Genomic DNA, 23,221 nt, shown 5'->3' with positions numbered 1-23,221 from the left:
GTGAAGCCAAGGCCACAGAGGTATAGTGTGAAAAAAGCCAATAAAAACAATGCCAGTCAGGCTTAACTGACTGGCATTAGACCCACAGGTCGGCTTTTGCAATGCAGTGGCAAGATGCCGCTGATCAGAACTCGGCGGTACGCGGAGTACGCGGGAACGGGATCACGTCGCGAACGTTGCCCATGCCGGTCACATAGACCACCAGACGCTCGAAGCCCAGACCGAAGCCGGAGTGCGGCACGGTACCGTAGCGACGCAGGTCGCGGTACCACCAGTAATCTTCCTTGTTCAGGCCCATCTCGGCCAGGCGGGCATCCAGCACGTCCAGACGCTCTTCACGCTGGGAACCACCGATGATCTCGCCGATACCCGGTGCCAGTACGTCCATGGCGGCAACGGTTTTGCCGTCGTCGTTGAGGCGCATGTAGAAGGCCTTGATATCTTTCGGGTAGTTCTTCACCACCACCGGTGACTTGAAGTGCTCCTCCGCCAGATAGCGCTCGTGCTCGGAGGAGAGATCGATACCCCAGGAGACCGGGAACTCGAACTTCTTGCCGCAGTTTTTCAGCACTTCGATGGCATCGGTGTAGTCGATCTGGGCGAAGTCGGAGGAGACGAAACGCTCCAGACGGTCGATGGCATCCTTGTCCACGTGCTGGGCGAAGAACTCCAGATCGTCGCGACGTTCGGTCAGTACGGCGTTGAAGACGTACTTCAGCATGGCTTCGGCCAGCGCGGCGTTGGCGGCCAGATCGTTGAAGGCCACTTCCGGCTCAACCATCCAGAACTCGGCCAGGTGACGGCTGGTGTTGGAGTTTTCAGCGCGGAAGGTCGGGCCGAAGGTGTAGACCTTGGAGAGGGCGCAGGCATAGGTTTCGGCGTTCAACTGGCCGGATACGGTCAGGAAAGCCTCTTTGCCAAAGAAATCTTCGTTGTAGTCCACCTTGCCGGCGTCGGTGCGCGGCAGGTTTTCCATGTCTAGGGTGGAGACGCGGAACATCTCGCCGGCACCTTCGGTGTCAGAGGCGGTGATGAGCGGGGTCGCAACCCAGAGGAAACCCTCTTCGTGGAAGAAGCGGTGGATGGCTTGCGCCAGGCAGTGACGAACGCGGGTCACGGCGCCAACAATGTTGGTGCGCGGGCGCAGGTGGGCCTGTTCACGCAGGTATTCGATGCTGTGGCGCTTGGCGGCCATCGGGTAGGTGTCCGGATCTTCGACCCAGCCGATCACCTTCACGTCGGTCGCCTGCAGTTCGAAAGCCTGGCCGCTGCCCTGAGAGGCGGCAACCACGCCGGTCACTTCCACGGAGCAGGCAGTGGTCAGACGCAGCACTTCATTCTCGTAATTGGCCAGGGTATTGGGGACAACCGCCTGTACCGGATGGAAACAGGAGCCATCGGATACGGCCAAAAATGAGATCCCCGCCTTGGAATCACGGCGAGTCCGGATCCACCCTTTTACAGTTTGGGTGGTGCCGACCGGATACTTACCGGCCAGCACATCTACTACGGATGCGTGCGTCATCGAAATATTGTCTCCAGCTTGTTCTTGCAGCGCTATTTGCAACACTAGGGAGTCTGGCCCGGGCACAGATGGCCCACCATGGCAGACTAAGCCGACAATCTTACCCGCGCGGGTTTGATAAACAAGCAAAAATGTCGGACTCTGGTGGGGTTTTCGGCATGGTTCACTCAACAAGAGTCTCACGGGCGCAGGAGAGGTGGGTGAAAGAGCGGCGGCAGGGGCCAGATTGGCTGACACGGGTGTTGCGGGTGCTGGTGCTGCTCTGCTGGGGCGGCTTTATCGTGCTGCTCTCGCTCTATCACTATGCCCGCCCGGAGATTGCCTACGGTTTTTTGGTCTATGGCGGGATCCAGGTGCGCGACTATTGGGATCCGGCCCTTACCCCCTGGCTGGTACACGGACTCTGGGGTTGCTGCGCCCTGACGCTGGCGGTGTTGTTGCTGGAGCGCAAGCGCAGCCGCCGTCGGGATGATGCCCTGCATGTCAATCTGGCGATCCTGTTGCTGGTGCTGATCGCCGGATTGCTCTTCTATTACGTTGGTTAATCGCCCACCTCAACGGGGCTGATCCGGCTCCTGCCTGCTGGCCTTGGGGCGCTTGCCGAGCTGGCGCTCCACGCTGTCGAGCATCTGGTTGTAGGCCACGGCCACCCGGCCAATCTCGTCTCCGTCATCCCCCTCCAGCCGGTGGCCGAAGTCGTGCAAATCGGTCGCCTCTTCCATGGAGCGGGTCAACTGGTTGAGGGGGCGGACGATCCAGGTGCGGATGACCCAGAGGGTCAGCAGCAGCCCCAGCCCGAAGATGCCGGTGAGGATCAGTGCCGAGGTGAGGATGTTCTGCTCGACCCGGGTAAACAGCGAGTCGAGGGAGTAGTCAAAGCGCACCGCGCCGAGCACGGTGTTTTCCGGCACCAGATGGCAGCTGGTGCAGTCGGTGCCACGAAAATCCTTCTTGGCCAGCAGCGGTCGGGTCACCACCAGACGGCTGTGCATGCCGTCGTGCACCACCTCCAGACTCCCTTTACCGGCCAGTGCCAGCTGATCATATTCATCCTTGCTCTGTTCGCTCTCCCGCCCCGGCCCGTACTGTTTGCTCACCGCCTCGCCACGGACGATGCGGGCATCTTCCACATGGGCGTGATCGAGAAACTTGCCGCGCAGGGTGTCGCGGGCATCCATCTTGCCGGTCAGCATCAGCATGTTGAGGCCGTCGAAGTAGGCTTCGGTCTGCTCGCGGCTCTGCTCCTTGATGAGGGTCAGGATGAGATCGCGCTCGCGCACCGCCTGATAGGCGGCGGAGAAGACCAGTACCATGGAGAAGATGAAGAGCAGGAAAAAGTTGATTTTGGCAGCAATGGAGAGGCGCATGGGCAGTCTTTCTTGATGGTAAAACCGCAGCAGTTTACCCCTCTTGGCGCCTCAGGTCTGGTGTTTTGCTCACATTACGGCAAGTGAAACCGCAGTGACGGGGATAAAGTTGCCCTCTTTATATATCAAATGCGGGTAGTCAAACGGGCGGCTGCGATGGCCGCCCGTCCCGTGCCTTAAAACTCGCCCTCGGCGATGGCCTGACTGATGGCGCCGGTCAATATCCGCAGCTCTTCGGGGGTGATAACGAAGGGGGGCATCAGGTAGACAAGCTTGCCAAAGGGGCGGATCCAGGCGCCCAGTTCGACAAATTTGCGCTGGATACGCGCCACATCCACCCGCTCTTTCATCTCCACCACCCCGATGGCGCCGAGTACCCGCACGTCAGCGACCGCCGGGTGCAGGGTCAGCTGCACCAGCTCGGTACGCAACTGATGTTCAATGGCACGCACCCGCTCCTGCCACGGTGAGGCCAGCAGCAGATCGATGGAGGCGTTGGCCACCGCGCAGGCGAGCGGATTGCCCATAAAAGTAGGGCCGTGCATAAAGACCCCCGCCTTGCCGTCACAGATGGTGCGGGCGACATGCTCGGTGGTCAGGGTCGCCGAGAGGGTGAGATAGCCGCCGGTAAGCGCCTTGCCCAGACACATGATGTCGGGGCTGATCCCCGCCCAGTCGCAGGCAAACAGCTGGCCGGTGCGGCCAAAGCCTGTGGCGATCTCGTCGGCAATCAGCAGCACACCGAACTCGTCGCACAGGGCACGCACCCACTGCAGGTAGCGCGGGTGATAGAAGCGCATGCCGCCAGCCCCTTGCACGATGGGCTCGAGCACGATGGCGGCGATCTCTTCGTGATGATCGGCCACCAGCGTTGCCAGCTCCACCACGCACTGCTCGTCCCACTCGGCGTGGAAGCGGCAGCTGGGGGCCGGGGCGAAGTAGTGCTCTGGCAGGAATCCCTGGTAGAGCTCATGCATGCCGCCATCGGGATCACAGACGCTCATGGCGCCAAAGGTGTCGCCGTGATAGCCGCCGCGCAGGGGGAGGAACTTGGCTCTGGGCGTCCCCTTGCTGTGCCAGTACTGCTGGGCCATCTTGAGCGCCACTTCCACTGCCACTGAGCCGGAATCGGCCAGAAAGACCCGATCCAGACCCGCCGGGGTGATCTCCACCAGTTTGCGACAGAGCTCGACCGCCGGAGCGTGGGTCAGGCCGCCAAACATCACGTGAGACATCTTGCCCAGCTGGGCGGTGGCGGCGGCGTCCAGTTCCGGCACCTGATAGCCGTGTACGCAAGCCCACCAGGAGCTCATGCCATCCACCAGTTCGCGACCGTCGCTGAGGGTAATGGTCACCCCCTTGGCGCTGGCCACTTCATAGCAGGGCAGGGGGTGAGTGAGGGAGGTATAGGGGTGCCAGATGTGGTGCAGGTCGAATTCTTGATTGGTCATTTGTTGTTCTGTTGTCAATTGGTTTGATCTGGTCGGTGTTGACAGTCTACGCGTGCTCTCTACACTAGCCAACAATTTCAGCCACTTGGCTTCGCGCACGCCCGGCGTCGCGCTGTCCAGCTGGCGGGTCTTGCGGCGAACGCTCTCTTGAGCGCTGCGCAGGATCCCACTAATAACAACCGGAAGCCATGTATGAATGCTCTCACCGCGGGCGGCCACGCCCTTCGTCATGACTGGACCCTCGCCGAGGTTCAGGCCCTGTTTGCCCTGCCGTTCAACGATCTGCTGTTTCAGGCCCAGATCGTCCACCGTGCCCATTTCGACCCGAACGAAGTGCAGGTGAGTACTTTGCTCTCCATCAAGACCGGCGCCTGCCCGGAAGATTGCAAATATTGCCCCCAGAGTGCCCGCTACCACACCGGGCTCGAAGCCGAACGGCTGATGGAGGTGGAAAAGGTGCTGGAGCGGGCCCGCGAAGCCAAGGCCAACGGCTCGTCACGCTTTTGCATGGGGGCCGCCTGGCGCAATCCCAAAGAGAAGGACATGCCCTACATCATCCGGATGATTGAAGAGGTGCGGGGGCTCGGGATGGAGACCTGCATGACGCTGGGGATGCTGACAGCCGATCAGGCGGCCCGTCTTGGCGCTGCGGGGCTCGATTACTACAACCACAACCTCGATACCTCGCCGGAGTTCTACGGCGAGATCATCTCCACCCGCACCTATCAGGATCGGCTCGATACCCTTGAGCATGTGCGTGGCGCCGGCATGAAGGTCTGCTCCGGCGGCATCGTCGGCATGGGCGAACAGGCCAAGGATCGGGCAGGCCTCTTGATGGCGCTGGCCAACCTGCCCCGTCACCCCGAGAGCGTGCCCATCAACATGCTGGTCAAGGTGAAGGGGACGCCGCTGGAAAACGAAGAGAGCCTCGACCCGTTCGAATTTATCCGCACCATAGCCGTGGCGCGGATCATGATGCCTGCCTCCCATGTACGCCTCTCAGCCGGGCGGGAGAAGATGAACGAGCAGATGCAGGCGATGTGCTTTATGGCGGGCGCCAACTCCATCTTCTACGGCTGCAAGCTGCTGACCACGCCTAACCCGGACGAGAACAGCGATATGCAGCTGTTCAAGCGACTCGGCATTCGCCCTGCCCAGCGGGCCCAGAAGCCGGATCAAGTACAGGAAGAGGAGCTGCTGGCCGAGGTGAGTCGCCAGAGCGAACCTGCCGAGATGTTTTATGACGCCACCCGCCCCCGTGCCGGGGCCGTGCGGTCATGACTGGCCCTGCAGTCACAGGCCCCTTTGCATTGGGCGTGGCGCTGGCCGGGCGTGAGCAGATCGGCTTGCTGCGTACCCGCATTGCGACCGATGGGGCGAGTGGCGGGCGGCTCAGGGTTGCGGGGCGCGACTACCTCAACTTTTCCGCCAACGACTATCTGGGGCTGGCGGATCACCCCGCCATCAAGGCCGCCTTCAATGCGGGGATTGAGCGTTATGGCACGGGCGCCGGCGCCTCGCCGCTGGTGACCGGTTACAGCAGTGCCCACCAACAGTTGGAAGAGACGCTTGCCGAGTGGCTCGGGGTGGAGGCCGTGCTGCTGTTCAACTGCGGTTTTTCCGCCAATCAGGCGGTGCTCAAAGCGCTACTCGGCAAGGAGCATCTGCTGTGGCAGGACAAACTCAATCACGCCTCCCTGCAGGAGATGGGCAGCCAGCTGCCCTGCAAGATGAAGCGCTTCGGCCACAACGATATGGCGGCCCTTGAGCGGCAGCTTGAGCCGAATCGCGGACTGATTGTTTCGGAAGGGGTATTCAGCATGGACGGGGATCAGGCTCCCTGGCGCGAGCTCGCAACACTCGCCGCCCAAAGCGGCAACTGGCTGATGATCGACGATGCCCACGGCCTCGGCGTGCTGGGGCCCGAGGGGCGCGGCACCCTGGCTGCGCAGGGAGTAGATCCGGCCAGCATACACATCCAGATGGGCACCTTTGGCAAGGCGCTCGGCGTCGCCGGTGCCTTTGTCGGCGGCAGCCGCGAGCTGGTGGAGTATCTGGTCAATTTCGCCCGCCACTATGTCTACAGCACCCATATGCCCGCCGCCCAGGCTTGCGCGGTAAGCAAGAGTATCGAGCTGGTGCAGGCTGCTGACGATGTCCGCGCCCATCTTGGCCAGCTGATCGCCCGTTTCCGGCAAGGGGCGCAGGCGTTGGGTTGGCAGCTCGGTGCGAGCGACACCCCCATCCAGCCGCTGCTGGTGGGGGAGAGCAGTGCGGCGCTGCAACTGGCCGAGCGGTTGCGCGAATGCGGCGTCTGGGTGAGCGCCATCCGCCCACCCACGGTGCCGGTCGGTACCGCGCGGCTGCGCATTACCTTGAGCGCAGCTCACCGCGAGCAGGATGTGGAGCGCCTGCTCGATGCCCTCGGCCCCTGCTCGGGCAGTGCCACTTCGGAGGGGGCTCACCATGGATGAGCGCTTCCAGTCGGTGGACAAGGCTCAGCTTGCTCGCCGTTTCGGCGCCGCCGCTCGTCATTACGATGCTCACGCCCGCTTTCAGCAGGAGGTGGGTCAGGCGCTGCTGGAATGGATGCCGGACAGGCCGGTTGGCACTGATCTGACGGTGAGCGGGCTGGATCTGGGCTGCGGCACCGGTTTTTTCTTGCCTCAGCTTGCGAACCGCTGTCACCAGCTGGTGGGGCTGGATCTGGCTCCCGGCATGTTGGCGCAGGCCGCCTTGCGTGGCAGCGGTGCCCGCCTGCTCTGCGGCGATGCGGAGCAGCTCCCTTTCGCCGACAGCGCGTTCGACTGGGTCTTCTCCAGTCTGGCGTTGCAGTGGTGCGAACGTCCGGCGCACGCCTTCGGCGAGCTGCTGCGGGTGGTCAAACCGGGCGGCCAGATCTTTTTCTCTACCCTGCTTGATGAGTCGCTCTGGCAGTTGCGAGCCGCCTGGCAGCAGCTTGATGGTCGCGCCCATGTCAATCGCTTCCTCAGCCTGCCACAATTGGAGCAGGCGCTGGCCGCCGCCGGGGTAGCCTCTCACGAGCTGCGTTGTATCACCTGGGATCTCGCCTATCTTGAATTGCCGCAGCTGTTGCGCGATCTCAAGGGGATTGGGGCCAATCAGGTCAATGACAATCAGGGGAGTGCCGCCCCGGCCGGTCTGAGCGGTCGCGCCAGATTGCAGCAGCTGGCTCAGGCGTATGAGGCGTTTCGCCAGCCCGATGGCAGGCTGGTCGCCAGTTATCGAGTGTGCCTCGGCCGCCTCAGCAAGCCTCGCTGAGCGCCGGGAATCGCAGTATGTGCAGGGCAGTGTGCCACTCCCTGCCAAGGAGAGAACCGTATGAAATCATTCTTTATCACCGGCACCGATACCGATGTGGGCAAGACGCTGGTGGCGCGCACTTTGCTGCGTGAATTCAGCGCACAGGGGATCAAGTGCGCAGGCTACAAGCCGATCTCGGCAGGGTGTGCCCGCACTCCGGACGGGCTGCGCAACCTCGATGCCGTCCTGTTGCAGGAGGCAGCGAGCCTGCCACTGCCCTACGAGGTGGTCAATCCGTTTGCCTACGAGCCACCGATTGCGCCCCACATCGCCGCCAGCGAGGCGCGTCAGCCCATCACAATGGAGGGGTTGAGCGACGGGCTGCGCAAGATAGAGCAGGCTGGCGCCGAGATCACGGTGGTGGAGGGGGCGGGGGGCTGGTATCTGCCGCTCGATCGCAAGCATTTGCTGTCAGACTGGGTCAAGCAGGAGAACATGGCGGTGATCATGGTGGTAGGGGCCAAACTGGGTTGCCTCAACCATGCGCTGCTCACCTTTGCTGCCATTCGCAACGATCAGCTGCCGGTGGCGGGCTGGGTAATTAATCGGCTCCATGGTTCCATGAGTCATTATCAGGAAAATCTGGACACCCTGAGGGGCTTGCTGCCAGCCCCCTTCCTCGGTGAAATTCCGTTTATAAACAATCCGCTTGAAGCCAATTTGCAGGGGCGTATCGATATCTCGCCGCTACTGTGACGGCATATTCAGCGAACATTCATCGAATCTCCCTAGAATGTCGACATTAACATGATCAGGTGGGGATCCCGAGTGGTCCCCGGTCATGTCCTTTATCTTCACAAGGAGTCTATATGAAGCGAATTATGCTATTCCTGGTGACCAACCTGGCCGTCATGCTGGTGCTGGGGGTGGTACTCAATATCCTGTTCTCGGTTCTGGGGATCAACAAGTCCAGCATTTCCGGGCTGTTGGTGTTCTGTGCCGTGTTCGGTTTTGGGGGTTCCTTTATCTCCTTGCTGATGTCCAAGTGGATGGCCAAGCGCAGCTATGGCGTCCAGGTCATCGAGCAACCCCGTAACGAGACCGAGCACTGGCTGGTGAGCACTGTGGCTCGTCAGGCCCGCGAAGCGGGTATCAAGATGCCGGAAGTGGGGATCTACGACTCGCCGGAGATGAACGCCTTTGCGACCGGTGCCCGCCGCGATGATTCGCTGGTGGCGGTCTCCTCCGGTCTGCTCTACAGCATGAGCCGTGACGAGGCGGAAGCGGTACTGGCCCACGAGGTGAGCCACGTGGCCAACGGCGACATGGTGACCCTGACCCTGATCCAGGGGGTGGTGAACACCTTCGTGATGTTCTTCGCCCGCATCGTGGCTGGCGTCATCAGCAACTTCTTCAGCTCCAACAACGAGGAAGAGAGCAGCAGCACCGGCGGTTTTGCCTACATGATCACCGTGTTCGTGCTGGAGATGCTGTTCGGTATTCTGGCCTCCATCATCGTCATGTGGTTCAGCCGTCAGCGCGAATTCCGTGCCGATGCCGGTGCCGCCAAGCTGGCCGGTCGTGACAAGATGATTGCCGCCCTTGAGCGCCTCTCTCGCGGTGCCGAGCCGCAGCTGGAAGGCTCCATGATGGCCTTTGGCATCAACGGCAAGCGCTCCATGAGCGAGCTGTTCATGAGCCACCCGCCCATCGAGCAGCGCATCGCCGCCCTGCGTGGTTGATCGATGTTGGATGACAGGGGATAACCCCGAATAAAAAAACGGCTGCCTTTTGGCAGCCGTTTTGCTTTGCAGGTTTCTTAAAGTTTGAAGTGCCCCATCTCCTGGCGCAGCACCCGTGACAGCTGCTTGAGCTTGGCCGCCTCTTGCGACACGTGGCGGGCGGCATCCCCCGATTGCTCGGAGAGAGAGGTGATGTTGCCGACAGTAGAGACCACCTCGTTGGCGGCGGTGGACTGCTCGCGCAGGGTGTGGCTGATCTCCCCCATCAGGCCGGTGAGGTTGGAGGCGTGGCTCTGGATACTGGCGATTGCCTCGCCGGTCTGGTTGGCCAGCGTGACCCCGCGGGAGACGTTGTTGACCGTGTTCTCCATGCTGCGGATGGAGGCATCCGCCCCGCTCTGGATCTTGCTGATCATCCCGGTGATCTGCTGGGTTGACGCCGCCGAGCGACTGGCCAGATTACGCACCTCGTCGGCCACCACCGCAAAGCCACGGCCCTGTTCACCCGCCCGCGCCGCCTCGATGGCGGCGTTGAGCGCCAGCAGGTTGGTCTGATCGGCAATGCCGCGGATCACTCCGATGATCTCCGAAATCTGCTGGGTATGACCGTTGAGTTCGGAGATGGTGCTGGCCGCTTCCCCTACCGTGGTGGAGATGTTCTCGATGCTGCCGAGAGTCTCCTTGATAACCCCTGACCCCTCCTCCAGGGTATTGGCGGAGACCTTGCTCAGCTCGTCGGCATGGGTGGCATTGTCGGAGAGGTGGCTGATGCTCACCACCAGCTCCTCGATGGCCGCGGCCATGGTCTGGGTACTGGTCTGCTGAGAGGTGGCGAACTGGGCAGTCTGTTCGGCGATCTGGGCGATGCTGTCGGCAGAGTCAGACAACTCTTCGGTGGAGTGGGAGACCTTGGCGATGATCCCTTTGAGGGTAGTCTGCATGCCGCCGAGCAGGCCGATCAGGCTCTCTTTCGAGCCTTGCGGCACCTTGATGGGACGCGAGAAGTCCCCTTCCGCCAGCAGATGGAGATCGGTCTTGAGCTGTTCGACCGAGGTACCCACCAGATCGAGCAGGGAGCGATAGGTACGCCAGAGGAAGAACATCAACACCAGACCGAGGGCGATAAAGAGATAGCGCAACATATCGGTATGGGAGATGGCGCTTTCGACCGCCTCCTGGTTGCGCTGCTCCATCATCACGTAAAAGTCATCGATGGGGGACATGATGCGTCCCTTGTTCTGGTGGTAGGCCTTGTCATGCATCATGGCGATGGCCTGTTGCTGGTTGGCAACCGGGTCACCATCGGTCTGCTGCACCAGCTTGAAGGCCGCGACCTCGGTGTTGACCAGCGCATCCGAGTTGTTTTTGGCCTCGTTGAGTTTGGCGAGCTCCCCGTCGGTAAAACCGGCATCCTTCATCAGGTCGATCAGGCCGCGGCGCTGGTTGCTATCGGGTCGTGGATTCTGACCGTTGGCGGCGACAAAGTCCCAGTAGATACGGTTGTAGCCTTCCGGCCTCGGCTGCTCGCCGTTGCGAATGGCCAGGATCCGCATGTACTGCTGCTCGTAGGCGGGATCCTTGGTGATGACATAGGTGCGACCGAGTCGGGTCAGGTCATCGGAGGATTGGCGCAGCTCATCGGCCAGCAGGTAGGAGACATATTGTTGCCGATAGCTCTCTTCCAGCTGTTTCCCCGCCCAGCTGTAGGCGAAAAATACCAGTGACAGCAGGATCAGGGTAATGACGGATAGCAGCAGGTTGAGCTGAAAGGCGGGCTTGTTCTGTTCCATGGTGGAGCGTCCTTATTCTCATCAGGGAGCGTCTTGTGGCGCATTGCCAAGTCAATGGCTGGCAAGGCTTTTTGCTCTGTGATTATAGGAAGGGAAAACTTGCTCCGAGGACGATGAACGGAAATAAGCAGAAACCGGGCGGCGCCATCGGCAAAAAAAATGACCGAGGTCAATTCCCCGGTCATCTGAGTGAGAGTGAGTTAACGCAGCCCGATCACCAGATCACAAGATCTCCAGATCGGTCAGCGGCACGGCGCAGCAGGTGAGGATCTTGCCCTCGGCCCGTTCGGCGGCGGTGATGGCGGGGGCATCGGGGTGATCCACCTCGCCCGAGACCAGCGTCTGCTTGCAACTACCGCAGATCCCGGCGCGGCAGCTCCAGGGCAGCTCTACGCCCTGTTTGTTGGCCTGATCCAGCACGGTACCCTGATTGTTGCCGGTGAAGGCTTGGGCGCCGATACGCAGTTGCACCGTCTGATGGGGGCGGGCTACCGAGAGAATGGCGCCGCCAAAACTCTCCTGGCGGATGCGCTCGGCCGGTACGCCAAGGGCCGCCACTTTCGCCGCGGCATCGGCCATAAAGCCGTGGGGGCCGCAGATAAAGACCTCTTTTGCGGCCAACCCGTTGATCCGTCTTAGATGCTCATCATTGAGTCGCCCTTGCAGCCCCTGCCAGTGATTGTCGGGCTGGCTCAGGATAATGGTCAGGGTCATCCCCAGCTGCGCCATGGCGTGCAGTTCGCTTGCGGCGGGAATGTCCGCTTCGCTGCGGCACAGGTGCATAAAGTGAACATCTTCCAGCTCACCGCGCAGCGCCAGGGTGCGGGCTATCGCCAGCATGGGGGTGACGCCGGAGCCTGCGGAGAGCAACAGAAGATCGCGCTCGCGGCCAAGGTGAAACTCGCCAGCAGGGGAGGCGGCCAGCAGCCGATCACCCACCTGCAGCTGCTGATGCAGCCAGTGGGAGATGCGGCCCCCCGCCACCTTCTTGACGCTGATGCTGCAGCGCTCAGGCTTCTGTGGCGTGGAGCTCAGGGTATAGCGCCGCTGAACTCGCTCGTGTTTGATATCGAGACTGATGGGTAGATGCTGGCCCGGCAGGTAGTCGGGCAGGGGCTCGCCATCGGCCGCCTCGAACCAGAAGGTCTCCAGATCCCGCGCCAGCGGTTCGCGGGCCACGCAGACCAGCTCCCGCTTCTTCGGTGCGGCGTTGGGGTAGACAGGGGGGCGTGTCGTCTCCAGCACCTCGATCTCGCTGCCCGCCTCAATCCACCCTTCGTTCAGCGCCACCAGATTCTGGCCGAAGTAGACCTCGCCATCCTCGCCACGGCGGTAGCGGGTGAGGGTCGCCAGCGGCTCTTTCAGGGCGTTGAACCGATCGGTGCCCGCTTCCACCGTGGTCATGATGCAGCGGCTGCAGGGCTTGACCACCCTGAACTCCACCTCGCCGATGCGGATGCGCACCCAGCTGTCCTCCTCGAAGGGGCGAGTGCCGCTTGCCACCAGATTGGTACGAAATTGACTCATCTGGTGCAGGGCATCGGAGCGCAGGTTGAGATCCTCCAGGGAGGCCTGGCTTATCAGCAGCAGCGGATAACCGTCGGCAAAGCTGACCCGGGTGCCGGTCTTTTCACGAAAACGATCAGAGGTTTCACCCAGCCACAGCAGTTGCACCGGTTCCCCTGCCACCCGGCTCAGCCAGCCATCGGCTTTGGGGTCGGTATGCAGGGCGGTGAAGCGGTCGCTCCAGACCCCGGTGGCCTGCGGGGCGCGGCTGAAGTCGGCCTCTTGCAGGATGAGCGGTTCAAAGCCCGGATAGCGCAGTTGCAAACCGCCATCGACAGGGGTAGCCACGACCTGCTGCAGTTGGGGGTGGGTGCGGGCGGTGATAAAGGTGCCGTCCGGCTTGACCACCATGTAGCGGCGATCCCCGGCGAGCCCCTCTTCGGTCACCCGGGCGCGAGCCAGTGGCATGCCTGCAGTCGATTTGATGGGGTAGAGGTGAATGCTGGCTAGCCTTGGCATGTCCGGATCCTTGTGAAGTGGCTGTTTTCGTTCGGGAAGGGGGCAACATAGCGGTTCCGTGGCGATCCGGCAATCCTTTCACGGCGGCAGTCTATAGTTGGAAAAACAGTACAAGAGGGCATCGGGATGAAAATGAGCTGGTTGCTGGCGGGGAGCCTTTTTTGCCACGGGCTCTGGGCGCAGGAGCTGACCCTGACCACGGGGGAGTATCCGCCCTACTGCCCCGAGACGCTGAAATATCAGGGGCTGATCCCCCATATAGTGAGTGAGGCATTCAAGAGTGAGGGGGTGAGCGTCAAGTTCCAGTTTTTGCCGTGGAAGCGGGCCTTTCGCTTGTCGGAGGAGGGGGTGGTGGATGGTACTGTCCACTGGTATGAGTCGAGCTAGCGGCGCAAAAGCCATCTCTACAGCGATCCCATCCTGAGCGAAACCTACGTCTGGTTCTATCTCAAGTCAGATCCGCTGGAATGGCGCAGCTATCAGGATCTGGCGGATCGCAAGCTGGCTGCGGTCAGTGGCTATACCTACAATGCAGATTTTTTTGCAGCCATCGCGCAGGTACCGCTGCAGGTGCAGTTCGTCACCCGGCTGCGCCAGAGCTTCGATCTGCTGCTCTCCGGCCGCGCCGACCTGACCCTGGAGAACATAGATGTCGGCTACTACTCCCTGCGTCAGTTCTACCCGGCCAGCACGGTCGATCTCTTTGCAACCCATTCAAAACCCGTGATGAAGGTCGAAGGTCACCTGTTGATCAGTCGCAAGCGCGCCAACGCTGACGAACTCATCAAAACCTTCAATCGGGGCCTCGCCAAACTGAAAGCCAGCGGTCAGCTGGAGAAGATGTTACTTGAGTCACGTTCTGGTCTCTATGAACCATAAAGTGCAACATTTTTTGATCCTGATTCGCTAATCAGTACAAAAAAACGGCCATTATCGACTCAGTTCCCAGTTTCTAACGCTTTCGCTTCTTCCCCATCCGGCCACCGTCCGCTTCGGCTACACGGTATCAAGCGCCATCGGGTGGGGCCTGTCACACAAAAAGAAGAAAGCAATGTATGAGCAAACAACTGGACATGACCCCATTGCCGGATCTCTCCCTGAAAACGGGAACAGGCCCGGTGCGTACCCGGCTACCCGTCTGGCGGCCGGCCCTGCCACCCTGCAATCACGCCTGCCCGGCCGGAGAAAATATCCAGGCCTGGCTCTCTTTGGCGCAGGCCGGCCGTTTTGAGGCGGCCTGGCAGACCCTGATCGAAGAGAACCCCTTGCCCGCCATTCATGGCCGGGTCTGCTATCACCCCTGCGAGAGTGCCTGCAACCGCGGTCAGGTGGATGAATCCGTCTCCATCCACGCCATCGAGCGCTTCCTCGGAGACGAGGCGCTGGCCCGTGGTTGGCAGCCTGCGCCACCTGCCCCTGCCAGCGGCAAGAAGGTGCTGGTCATAGGCGCTGGTCCCTCCGGTCTCTCCTGTGCCTGGCACCTCAACCGGCTCGGCCATCAGGTGGAGATCCGCGAAGCGGGGCCGCTGGCGGGCGGGATGCTGCGTTTCGGTATTCCCGCTTACCGTCTGCCTCGCGATGTGCTGGATCGGGAGGTGGCCCGCATCGTGGCGGCCGGGGTGACCCTGACCCTCAACCACAAGGTGGAGGATGTGCTGCGCGAGCGCGACGAGGGGGGCTTTGATGCCGTCTTTATGGCCATCGGCGCCCATCTGGCCAAGCGGGTCGATATTCCGGCCCGGGAAGCGGGCAAGATCCTCGATGCGGTGAGCTTCCTCGAACAGGCCAGTCTGGCCGAAGAGCAGGGCTTGCCGCCGCCCAAACTGGGACGGCGGGTGGCCATCTACGGCGGCGGCAACACCGCCATGGATGCGGCCCGTACCGCTCGTCGCCTCGGGGTGGAAGAGGCGATGATCATCTACCGCCGCGACCGGGATCATATGCCGGCCCACGCCTTTGAAGCCGACGAGGCCGAGGAGGAGGGGATCAAGATCAACTGGCTGCGCAGCATCCGCCAGCTCGATAGCACCAATATCGAAGTGGAGGTGATGGCGCTGGATGCCGAGGGCAAGCCGGTGCCCACCGGCAAGTTTGAAACTCTCGAAGCGGACTCCCTTATTCTGGCGCTGGGTCAGGAGGTCGACCTCTCGGTGCTGGAGAGTATTCCCGGCGTGCGGGTCAACAAGGAGGGGGTAGTGCAGGTTGGCGAAAACCTGATGACGGATGTGCCGGGTCTGTTTGCCGGCGGCGACATGGTGCCTTCCGAGCGCACCGTCACCATTGCCACCGGCCACGGCAAGAAGGCGGCACGCCATATGGATGCCTGGCTGCGCGGTCGCCACTACCACAAACCACTCTCCTACCCGCTGGTGGGGCCGGAGCAGTTGCAACTCTGGTTCCAGACTCATGCCCCGGCCAGCAGTCAGCCGGTCAAACCGGCGTGGGCGCGGGACGACTTTGGCGAGATCATCGGCGGGTTGGATGAGGTGGCCGCCCGTTACGAGGCGGCGCGCTGCTACTCCTGCGGCAACTGCTTCGAGTGCGACGGCTGCTATGGCAGTTGCCCCGAACAGGCCATCGCCAAGTTGGGGCCGGGCAAGGGCTATCAGGTGGATGCCGAGCGCTGCACCGGCTGCGGTGCCTGCCACGACCAGTGCCCTTGTCACGCCATCGAGCTGCGCCAACCGGAGGAGTCCCAATGAAACATGAACTGATCATGGTCGACGGCAACGAAGCCGCGGCCCGGGTGGCGTACCAACTGAGCGAAGTGTGTGCCATCTATCCCATCACCCCGAGCTCGACCATGGCCGAACTGGCCGACGCCTGGGCGGATGAGAAGCAGACCAACCTGTGGGGCAACATCCCCACAGTGGTGGAGATGCAGAGTGAAGGGGGGGCGGCCGGTACGGTACACGGTGCCTTGCAGGCGGGGGCACTCGCCACCACCTTCACCGCCAGTCAGGGGCTGATGTTGATGCTGCCCAACATGTACAAGATCGCCGGTGAATTGACCGCGGCGGTGTTCCATGTGGCGGCCCGCTCGCTGGCGGCGCAGGGGCTGTCGATTTTTGGCGACCATCAGGATGTGATGGCGGCGCGCAGTACCGGCTTTGCCATGCTCGCCTCCGGTTCGGTGCAGGAGGCGCAGGACTTGGCCTTGATTGCCCACAGCGTCACCCTGCAGTGCCGGGTGCCCTTTATCCACTTCTTCGACGGTTTTCGCACCTCCCACGAGGTGAACAAGATCACCGCCCTGCATCGGGACGAAATTCGCGCCCTTATCGACAACGACTGGGTGCGGGCCCACCGCTCGCGGGCCCTGAACCCGGATCATCCGGTGATGCGTGGCACCGCCCAGAATCCGGATACCTACTTCCAGTCCCGCGAGAGCGTCAACCCCTTCTACGAAGCGGTACCGGCGCGGGTGCAGCAGTGCATGGACAACCTCGGCGAGCTGACCGGCCGCCACTACAAGCTGGTGGAGTACCACGGCGCGCCCGATGCCACCGACGTTATCGTGCTGATGGGCTCGGGAGCGGCTACCGCCCGCACGACTGTGGATTGGCTCAACCGGCAGGATCGCAAGACCGGGGTGCTGGTCATTCGCCTCTATCGCCCCTTCCCGGTGCAGGCGCTGCTCGATGCATTGCCCGCCAGCGTGCGCCGCATCGCCGTGCTGGATCGCACCAAGGAGCCGGGGGCCGGTGGCGAGCCGCTGCTGCTGGATGTGCAGAGCGCGCTGATTGACGGCTTGCAGCGCGGCCTTATCAAGCGGTTGCCGTGGCTCAGTGGCGGTCGCTACGGCCTCTCTTCCAAAGAGTTCACCCCTGCCATGTGCGCGGCGGTGTTCGAGGAGTTGGCCTGTGATGCGCCGCGCCCCCGCTTCACCGTGGGGATAGTGGACGATGTGTCGGGCCTCAGTCTGGCCTGGCACCCCATCGGCGATCTGGAGCCTGCCAGTCGGGTACGGGCGCTCTTCTTCGGCCTCGGTGCCGACGGCACAGTCGGTGCCAACAAGAACAGCATCAAGATCATCGGCGAGCTGGAGGGCTTCCATGCCCAAGGCTACTTCGTCTACGACTCCAAGAAGTCGGGCTCGCGCACCGTCTCCCACCTGCGCTTTGGCCCCGAACCCATCGACGCCCCCTGGCTTATCGAGCAGGCGAGCTTTATTGGCTGCCACCAGTGGGGCTTTGTCGAATCGGTCGATCTGCTGGAACACGCCGCCAAGGGGGCAACCCTGCTGCTCAACGCCCCCTATGAGGCTGACAAGGTGTGGGGCCAGCTGCCCGAGCGGCTGCGCGCCCGTATCCGTGCCCTCAATATCCAGCTCTACTGCATCGATGGCGATCGGGTGGCCGAGCAAAACGGCATGGGCAATCGCATCAACACCATCATGCAGACCTGCTTCTTCGCACTGGCCGGGGTGTTGCCACGGGATGAGGCGATTGCGCTGATCAAGGAGAGCATCGAGAAGAGCTATGCCCGCAAGGGGCCGGATGTGGTGGCGCGCAACTTCGCCGCGGTGGACGATACCCTAGCCCACCTCCATCAGGTGGTCATCCCGGCCGGTGAGGAGCAGATCAGCGACTATCCGCTGCCACTGGCACCGGGTGGCAGCGAGTTTGTCCAGCGGGTCACCGGCGAGATGCTGGCGGGGCGCGGCGATTTGATCCCTGTCTCCATGCTGCCGGTGGATGGCACTTACCCTACCGCCACCAGTCGCTTCGAGAAGCGGGATATCGCCCGCGAGATCCCGATCTGGCACTCCGATATCTGCATCCAGTGCGGCAACTGTGTCTTTGTCTGCCCCCACGCGGCGCTGCGGGCCAAGTTCTACCATCAGGACTGGCTGGCGACCGCCCCCGAGGCGGCCCAGTCGGTGCCCGTCACCGCCAAGGGCTTCCCCGACAGCCGCTACACCCTGCAACTCTATCCGGAGGATTGCACCGGCTGCGGCCAGTGCGTGCAGGCCTGTCCGGTGCGGGTCGGGGCTGATGAGGAACACGAGGGCGAACGTGCCATCACCATGATGGACAAGGCGCCGCATCTGGCTGGTCAGAAGCAGGCGCTGCGCTGGTTCGAGAGCCTGCCGTGGCCTGCCCGCGAGCGGGTGGATTTCTCCACCGTGCGCGGTGCCCAGTTCCTCGAGCCGCTGTTCGAGTTCTCCGGTGCCTGCGCCGGTTGTGGCGAGACCCCGTATCTCAAGCTGCTGACCCAGCTGTTTGGCGATCGCATGCTGGTGGCCAACGCCACCGGTTGCTCTTCCATCTACGGCGGCAACCTGCCGACCACGCCGTGGGCCAAGAATGCGGAAGGGAAGGGGCCCGCCTGGTCCAACTCCTTGTTCGAGGACAACGCCGAGTTCGGCTTTGGCTTCCGCCTCACCGCCGATCAGCATCATGGTCAGGCGGTGGCGGCCCTCGAAGCGATGAAGGGGGAGCTGGGGGAGGCGCTGGTCGATACCCTGATCAATGCCCCGCAGCGGCTGGAGTCGGAGATCCGCGCCCAGCGCACCCGGGTGGCGCAAGTGCGGGAGCGGCTGGAAGAGGTGAAATCCGGCAAGGCCCGCGAGTTGTTGTCACTCATCGATCAGCTGGTGCGCCGCTCGGTCTGGATCATCGGCGGCGATGGCTGGGCCTATGACATCGGCTCGGCGGGGCTCGATCATGTGCTCGCCTCCGGGCGCGATGTGAACGTGCTGGTGATGGATACCGAGGTCTACTCCAACACCGGCGGTCAGATGTCGAAATCGACCCCGCTCGGTGCCGTCGCCAAGTTTGCGGCGGGGGGCAAGACGCTGGCCAAGAAGGATGTGGCGCTGCAGGCCATCTCCTACGGCAACGTCTATGTTGCCCGCATCGCCTTTGGGGCCAACCCGCAGCAGGCGCTGCAAGCCTTGCGTGAGGCGGAGGCCTATCCGGGGCCGTCGCTGATCATCGCCTACAGCCACTGTATCGCTCATGGCATCGATATGGAGTTTGGCCTGACCCAGCAAAAACGGGCCGTGGCCTCCGGTCACTGGCCGCTGATGCGCTACAACCCGGTATTGCGCAGTGCGGGGCAGAACCCCTTCAGCCTCGACAGCCTGCGCCCCTCCATTCCGCTAGCGGAATACCGGCAGGAGGAGACCCGTTATCGGGTGCTGGCCCAGAGCCATCCGGAGGAGGCTGAGCGGCTGATGCAGGTAGCGCAAAAAGTGGCGTGGCAGAAGTGGGCCACCTACGAGGAGATGGCCACCCGTGAGGCCAGCCATTTTCATCCGCCGGTGTGAGGATTGGGTGAGTGAAATATAACCAAGCGGGCCAATGGCCCGCTTTTTTTGGAAGATAGGATTGTTTTTAGAAATATGTTTATCTATTGCTCGATAAATGAGTTATGTGAGGTTAACATATTGAAAATAAACACGATCATGTTGATGGGTAGGCATGAATTGGTAGGCTGTGTATAGCAATGCCACGTTGTTAACGTATATTTCATACATATGAAATTGTTATATCTAAGGGAGGTTTAGTACCGATGTTCTATCACGTGCTTATTGAAACATCAGAAAAGGTTGGTAAAAATGGCGCTTACAAAGCTCATTTGGAATTAGATAAATCTGAATTAGATGAAATTGAAAATGATGTAATCATTCCTTATTTGAAGGATGAGCAATTTCAGTTCGATGGATATTTTATTAATGCTAGAGAAGTGAAGAGGATTGTAGTTAAGGAAACAAAAGTAACAACTCAGGCTCTATCTGACTATGAAAATAACAATATGCCTTCTGGGCTGATAATGTTTATTTCTAGAGAAGATATATTTAATGATGACAAACACACAGTGGATATAACTAAGAAAGTGTTTTCTAGTGCTAAAGAGAAATTAGGGCATACTAGTGTGATTCCTAAAAGTCAGACTCTTCTAGAGAGCGATAAGAGCAAAGTATTCATCGTACATGGGCATGATGAACTCGCAAAAACAGAGGCGGCTAGGTTTGTTGAGAAAATGGGGTTTGAACCAATTATTCTTCACGAGCAGGCTAGCTTAGGTAGTACGATAATAGAGAAAATTGAAAAATATTCCAATGTTGGTTTTGGTGTGGTTTTATATACTCCATGTGATGTTGGCGCAAAAATAAATGATGAATCAAACCTTAAGTCTCGCGCTCGTCAGAATGTCGTTTTTGAACATGGGTTTTTGATTGGTAAGCTTGGCCGTAAAAATATTTGCGCGTTGGTTAAAGGTAATGTTGAGACGCCTAATGACATCTCAGGTGTAGTATATGTTCCGATGGATGAACATGGGGCTTGGAAATTATCTTTAGCAAAAGAGATGAGAAGTTCTGGGTACGATGTAGATATGAATAAAATAATTTAAACTCTTAATGAATATAACAAAGAGTCTAAAGCGCTCTTTTTACGTCACGGCAGGTAAGCTGCGGGGCAAATAGCGTCAAGCAGGAGAAGGGACGATGACAGAACAATATATCGCCGGGACGATCGGTATTCTGGGGGCGGGGTGGCTGGGGCTGCCGCTGGCGCGGGTTCTGCTGGCGGCAGGCAAGCCGGTGGCGGTGACGGTCAGCAGCGCCGAGAAGGCGTCCCGTCTGCAGGGGGAGGGGATCGCTGCCTATCCGCTGACGATTTCTGCCGAGATGCCCGTTGCTGATCAAAAAGCGCCGTGGCCCATCCCCTGCGAATCGCTGGTTATCTGCGTACCGCCCAGCAAGACCGATGACTACCCGCAGGCGGTGGCAAAGGCCTGTCAGCTTGCCAAAGCGAGCGGCACCCGGCGGGTGCTGTTTGTCAGCGCCACTTCGGTATGGGGCGCAGGGCAGCAGGAGGGGGAAGAACCCCAACCCCGCCATGCCCGTGGTGAGCGAATGCTGGCGGCCGAGCAGGCGGTGCTGGCGGCCGGTTTCGAGGCGGTGATGATAGTGCGCCCCTCCGGCCTTTATGGCCCGGATCGCCATCCCGGTCGCTTCCTGGCGGGCAAGACTCTCGATGGCGGCGCCCAGTCGGTCAATCTGGTCCATCTGGACGATGTGGTGGCGGCGTGTATGTTGCTGCTGGAGCGGGGCAAGGACGGGGATGTTTTCAATCTGAGCGCGCCTGTGCATCCGCGCCGCGAGCAGTTCTACCCCTTTGCCGCGCGCCAGCAGGGGCTGCCTGCACCGGTCTTTATCGAGCCTGCCGGTGAATTTCAGCCCATCGACGGTCAGCTGATTTGCCAGCAAATGGGATTCAACTATCGCTGGCCCGATCCGGCCCACTGGTTTGCCGAGCTGGCCGCCTCGGGCAATTGAGGTTTGCCAAGGGGGTGATCGCCCCCTATCATGCCGCCATCCATGAGAGAGAGGCGGTAATGATGGTAGATACAAAACGTCACCCCGATGGGGAGTTGTTGCTGAGAACCCTGGCAATGCCAGCCGATACCAACCCCAATGGCGACATCTTTGGTGGCTGGATCATGTCCCAGATGGATATAGGTGGGGGCATCATGGCCAAGGAGCTGGCAAAAGGACGTATTTGTACCGTATCCGTCGAAGGCATGACCTTTCACAGTCCGGTCAAGGTGGGCGATGTGGTCTGCTGCTACGGTCGCTGCATCAAGATTGGCCGCAGCTCCATGAAGCTCAAGCTGGAGGTGTGGGTCAAGCCGGTACTGCGGGAAAACGACGCCCAGCGTTACTGCGTGACCGAGGGGGTCTTTACCTATGTCGCCATCGACGACAACGGTAAATCCCGCCCGGTTCCGGTCAGCGTCTGATCAAATCAGCCGGGCATTGATGATGGATATTTCCTGCTCAAGCCCGGTTTTTTGCCGTATCATGCGTTCCAGCATCTCTTCCGAGCCCACATATTGCAGGGTGTCAAACAGGCAGAGATCGCATTGAGGGTCCCGTCTTATCTGATAGACGGTGGCCAGCTCCACTTGATGACAATTTCCTTGTTGATCATAAAACGTCACGCAGTACCGAAGTTCTCTCGCCATTGACAGGCTCCTTCTGGTTGGGTGGAACAGGGACTATCAGCTTAGTCGGCGTGGATGACGTTTGTGATGGTCGCAACAAAAAGCAAAGGCGGGCGGTTGTTAGCCAATGAAAAATAGTTATCGCATTCTTGGCACCTCCCTGCTGACCCTGGGGTTGGTAGGTTGTTTTGAGGTGCCGGATCAGAACCATCTGGTCACAGCTCAAGGGATTGTGCCGGGACTCGACTGCCAGCGTCCGCCGCTGGTAGCGTTGGCGACCACGGCGCTGCCCCGTGAATTCGGGGTGACGGTGTGGAATCTCTACAAGGGCCAGCGCAAGAACTGGCGTGAAGGGATGGACAGTTATGCCAAGGGGCAGGATCTGGTGCTGCTGCAAGAGTCGGCCACCCGTCCCGAGATGCTCGACTGGCTGCGCGCCGGTGATTTCCAGTGGCAACAGCTGCAAGCCTTCACCCAGGGCGGCGTCTCGTTCGGGGTGATGACGGTGGCCAAGACCCCGCAGGCGTTCGTCTGTGGCGTTCGCTCCCCCGAGCCCCTGCTGCGCATCCCCAAATCCGGGCTGGTGAGCCTCTATCCGCTGCAGGGCGACCCTGACGGTGTGCTGGTGATCAACCTCCATGCGGTCAACTTCGAACTGGGGATGGCCACCTTCCGCGAGCAGCTCAACGATTTGACCGCGCTGGTACGTCGCCATCAGGGGCCGGTGATCCTGGCTGGTGATTTCAACACCTGGAGCGACAAGCGCCAGTTCTGGCTGAACAAACTGGTGGACGAGCTGGGCCTGCAAGAGGCCGTGCCGGTGCCTGATCTGCGCCGCACCGCGTTTGGTCGTCCGCTGGATCACCTCTACTACCGCAATCTGGACTTGGTCGAGGTGAGCTCACCGGCGACCGACAGCTCGGATCACAACCCCATCATTGCGCGCTTTGCCGCCCAGTCGGTGACCCCCTGATCGGGGATGATGTGCGAGTTCCGCTCATAAAAAATCCGGCGCCTGATGGCGTAATGCCAGTCAGTTAAGCCTGACTGGCATTGTTTTTATTGGCTTTTTTCACACTATACCTCTGTGGCCTTGGCT

The 23,221-nt window shown here is 60.8% G+C and carries 19 protein-coding genes and 1 pseudogene; 14 read left to right on the top strand and 6 right to left on the bottom strand.

The annotated features are described in order from the left end of the window. Positions 1-124: 124 nt before the first annotated feature. Positions 125-1,525 carry an asparagine--tRNA ligase gene (gene asnS / locus BSP75_RS20890; protein WP_075114525.1) on the bottom strand — a complete coding sequence of 467 codons (1,401 nt, stop codon included), beginning with the start codon at positions 1,523-1,525 and terminating at the stop codon, positions 125-127. A 200-nt stretch (positions 1,526-1,725) separates the two neighbouring features. Between asnS and BSP75_RS20885 the strand changes: the two genes are divergently transcribed. Further along, a complete protein-coding gene (locus tag BSP75_RS20885) occupies positions 1,726-2,070 on the top strand; it encodes a hypothetical protein (protein ID WP_075114524.1) in 345 nt (114 codons plus the stop codon). A 9-nt stretch (positions 2,071-2,079) separates the two neighbouring features. Here the strand turns inward: BSP75_RS20885 and BSP75_RS20880 are convergent, their stop codons facing one another. Further along, the gene (locus BSP75_RS20880) at positions 2,080-2,892 is read right to left on the bottom strand and encodes a HAMP domain-containing protein (protein ID WP_042062542.1); all 813 of its coding nucleotides are present in this window, start codon (positions 2,890-2,892) and stop codon (positions 2,080-2,082) included. 176 nt (positions 2,893-3,068) lie between these two features. Continuing rightward, positions 3,069-4,343: an adenosylmethionine--8-amino-7-oxononanoate transaminase gene (gene bioA, locus BSP75_RS20875; protein ID WP_075114523.1), complete on the bottom strand. Its 1,275-nt coding sequence runs from the start codon at positions 4,341-4,343 to the stop codon at positions 3,069-3,071. 192 nt (positions 4,344-4,535) lie between these two features. Between bioA and bioB the strand changes: the two genes are divergently transcribed. The 5 genes from bioB (at position 4,536) to htpX (ending at position 9,349) form a co-directional block, all read left to right on the top strand. Next, a complete protein-coding gene (bioB, locus tag BSP75_RS20870) occupies positions 4,536-5,624 on the top strand; it encodes a biotin synthase BioB (protein ID WP_075114522.1) in 1,089 nt (362 codons plus the stop codon). After that, positions 5,621-6,817, top strand: coding sequence for an 8-amino-7-oxononanoate synthase (gene bioF / locus BSP75_RS20865; RefSeq protein WP_075114521.1), 1,197 nt, complete (start codon positions 5,621-5,623; stop codon positions 6,815-6,817). The genes bioB and bioF overlap by 4 nt, the downstream gene beginning before the upstream one ends. After that, the gene (gene bioC, locus BSP75_RS20860) at positions 6,810-7,625 is read left to right on the top strand and encodes a malonyl-ACP O-methyltransferase BioC (protein WP_075114520.1); all 816 of its coding nucleotides are present in this window, start codon (positions 6,810-6,812) and stop codon (positions 7,623-7,625) included. Before bioF ends, bioC begins: the two co-directional genes overlap by 8 nt. Before the next feature lie 60 nt (positions 7,626-7,685). Continuing rightward, entirely contained in the window at positions 7,686-8,363 is a 678-nt protein-coding gene (bioD, locus tag BSP75_RS20855) for a dethiobiotin synthase (protein WP_075114519.1), read from the top strand. Positions 8,364-8,476: 113 nt separating this feature from the next. After that, complete coding sequence (htpX, locus tag BSP75_RS20850) at positions 8,477-9,349, top strand: protease HtpX (protein ID WP_005337890.1); 873 nt, start codon at positions 8,477-8,479, stop codon at positions 9,347-9,349. Positions 9,350-9,426: 77 nt separating this feature from the next. Here htpX and BSP75_RS20845 read toward each other — a convergent pair whose 3' ends face one another. Both BSP75_RS20845 and BSP75_RS20840 read right to left on the bottom strand, forming a co-directional pair. Next, on the bottom strand, positions 9,427-11,139 hold the full coding sequence (locus BSP75_RS20845) for a methyl-accepting chemotaxis protein (protein WP_075114518.1): 1,713 nt from the start codon (positions 11,137-11,139) through the stop codon (positions 9,427-9,429). Positions 11,140-11,361: 222 nt separating this feature from the next. Beyond that, entirely contained in the window at positions 11,362-13,164 is a 1,803-nt protein-coding gene (locus tag BSP75_RS20840; protein WP_075114517.1) for an MOSC N-terminal beta barrel domain-containing protein, read from the bottom strand. Positions 13,165-13,290: 126 nt separating this feature from the next. Between BSP75_RS20840 and BSP75_RS22030 the strand changes: the two genes are divergently transcribed. The 7 genes and pseudogenes from BSP75_RS22030 (at position 13,291) to yciA (ending at position 21,918) form a co-directional block, all read left to right on the top strand. Beyond that, entirely contained in the window at positions 13,291-13,551 is a 261-nt protein-coding gene (locus BSP75_RS22030) for a hypothetical protein (RefSeq protein ID WP_253186661.1), read from the top strand. A 12-nt stretch (positions 13,552-13,563) separates the two neighbouring features. Beyond that, positions 13,564-14,043 (top strand): annotated as a pseudogene (locus BSP75_RS22025) (transporter substrate-binding domain-containing protein); the annotation flags it as partial. 176 nt (positions 14,044-14,219) lie between these two features. Then, positions 14,220-15,866 (top strand): NAD(P)-binding protein, encoded by a 1,647-nt coding sequence (locus BSP75_RS20830; RefSeq protein ID WP_075114516.1) that lies wholly within the window; start codon positions 14,220-14,222, stop codon positions 15,864-15,866. Continuing rightward, the gene (nifJ, locus tag BSP75_RS20825; RefSeq protein WP_075114515.1) at positions 15,863-19,438 is read left to right on the top strand and encodes a pyruvate:ferredoxin (flavodoxin) oxidoreductase; all 3,576 of its coding nucleotides are present in this window, start codon (positions 15,863-15,865) and stop codon (positions 19,436-19,438) included. The genes BSP75_RS20830 and nifJ overlap by 4 nt, the downstream gene beginning before the upstream one ends. 245 nt (positions 19,439-19,683) lie before the next feature. Continuing rightward, positions 19,684-20,526, top strand: a complete 843-nt coding sequence (locus BSP75_RS20820) for a nucleotide-binding protein (RefSeq protein WP_075114514.1) — start codon at positions 19,684-19,686, stop codon at positions 20,524-20,526. Positions 20,527-20,620: 94 nt separating this feature from the next. After that, positions 20,621-21,454, top strand: a complete 834-nt coding sequence (locus BSP75_RS20815) for an SDR family oxidoreductase (protein ID WP_075114513.1) — start codon at positions 20,621-20,623, stop codon at positions 21,452-21,454. Between the two features lie 59 nt (positions 21,455-21,513). After that, positions 21,514-21,918: an acyl-CoA thioester hydrolase YciA gene (gene yciA / locus BSP75_RS20810; protein WP_042061418.1), complete on the top strand. Its 405-nt coding sequence runs from the start codon at positions 21,514-21,516 to the stop codon at positions 21,916-21,918. On the opposite strand, the gene BSP75_RS20805 is transcribed toward yciA, so the two are convergent. Next, complete coding sequence (locus tag BSP75_RS20805; protein ID WP_042061420.1) at positions 21,919-22,143, bottom strand: hypothetical protein; 225 nt, start codon at positions 22,141-22,143, stop codon at positions 21,919-21,921. A gap of 106 nt (positions 22,144-22,249) precedes the next feature. Between BSP75_RS20805 and BSP75_RS20800 the strand changes: the two genes are divergently transcribed. Next, positions 22,250-23,095 carry an endonuclease/exonuclease/phosphatase family protein gene (locus BSP75_RS20800; protein WP_075114512.1) on the top strand — a complete coding sequence of 282 codons (846 nt, stop codon included), beginning with the start codon at positions 22,250-22,252 and terminating at the stop codon, positions 23,093-23,095. The last annotated feature ends 126 nt before the right edge of the window (positions 23,096-23,221 follow it).

The sequence above is a fragment of the Aeromonas sp. YN13HZO-058 genome (genome assembly GCF_001921245.1).
GTDB classification, from domain to species: domain Bacteria; phylum Pseudomonadota; class Gammaproteobacteria; order Enterobacterales; family Aeromonadaceae; genus Aeromonas; species Aeromonas allosaccharophila.
This window is presented reverse-complemented; position numbering and strand designations above follow the sequence as displayed.

What these genes read in the sequence shown, in the direction of transcription:
- BSP75_RS20880 (WP_042062542.1), bottom strand. Translation starts at nt 2,892, where the DNA reads ATGCGCCTCTCCATTGCTGCCAAAATCAACTTTTTCCTGCTCTTCATC.
- BSP75_RS20805 (WP_042061420.1), bottom strand. Translation starts at nt 22,143, where the DNA reads ATGGCGAGAGAACTTCGGTACTGCGTGACGTTTTATGATCAACAAGGA.
- BSP75_RS20840 (WP_075114517.1), bottom strand. Translation starts at nt 13,164, where the DNA reads ATGCCAAGGCTAGCCAGCATTCACCTCTACCCCATCAAATCGACTGCA.
- nifJ (WP_075114515.1), top strand. Translation starts at nt 15,863, where the DNA reads ATGAAACATGAACTGATCATGGTCGACGGCAACGAAGCCGCGGCCCGG.
- BSP75_RS20800 (WP_075114512.1), top strand. Translation starts at nt 22,250, where the DNA reads ATGAAAAATAGTTATCGCATTCTTGGCACCTCCCTGCTGACCCTGGGG.
- bioA (WP_075114523.1), bottom strand. Translation starts at nt 4,343, where the DNA reads ATGACCAATCAAGAATTCGACCTGCACCACATCTGGCACCCCTATACC.
- bioB (WP_075114522.1), top strand. Translation starts at nt 4,536, where the DNA reads ATGAATGCTCTCACCGCGGGCGGCCACGCCCTTCGTCATGACTGGACC.
- bioF (WP_075114521.1), top strand. Translation starts at nt 5,621, where the DNA reads ATGACTGGCCCTGCAGTCACAGGCCCCTTTGCATTGGGCGTGGCGCTG.
- bioD (WP_075114519.1), top strand. Translation starts at nt 7,686, where the DNA reads ATGAAATCATTCTTTATCACCGGCACCGATACCGATGTGGGCAAGACG.
- BSP75_RS20830 (WP_075114516.1), top strand. Translation starts at nt 14,220, where the DNA reads ATGAGCAAACAACTGGACATGACCCCATTGCCGGATCTCTCCCTGAAA.
- BSP75_RS20820 (WP_075114514.1), top strand. Translation starts at nt 19,684, where the DNA reads ATGTTCTATCACGTGCTTATTGAAACATCAGAAAAGGTTGGTAAAAAT.
- yciA (WP_042061418.1), top strand. Translation starts at nt 21,514, where the DNA reads ATGATGGTAGATACAAAACGTCACCCCGATGGGGAGTTGTTGCTGAGA.
- asnS (WP_075114525.1), bottom strand. Translation starts at nt 1,525, where the DNA reads ATGACGCACGCATCCGTAGTAGATGTGCTGGCCGGTAAGTATCCGGTC.
- bioC (WP_075114520.1), top strand. Translation starts at nt 6,810, where the DNA reads ATGGATGAGCGCTTCCAGTCGGTGGACAAGGCTCAGCTTGCTCGCCGT.
- htpX (WP_005337890.1), top strand. Translation starts at nt 8,477, where the DNA reads ATGAAGCGAATTATGCTATTCCTGGTGACCAACCTGGCCGTCATGCTG.
- BSP75_RS20845 (WP_075114518.1), bottom strand. Translation starts at nt 11,139, where the DNA reads ATGGAACAGAACAAGCCCGCCTTTCAGCTCAACCTGCTGCTATCCGTC.
- BSP75_RS22030 (WP_253186661.1), top strand. Translation starts at nt 13,291, where the DNA reads ATGAAAATGAGCTGGTTGCTGGCGGGGAGCCTTTTTTGCCACGGGCTC.
- BSP75_RS20815 (WP_075114513.1), top strand. Translation starts at nt 20,621, where the DNA reads ATGACAGAACAATATATCGCCGGGACGATCGGTATTCTGGGGGCGGGG.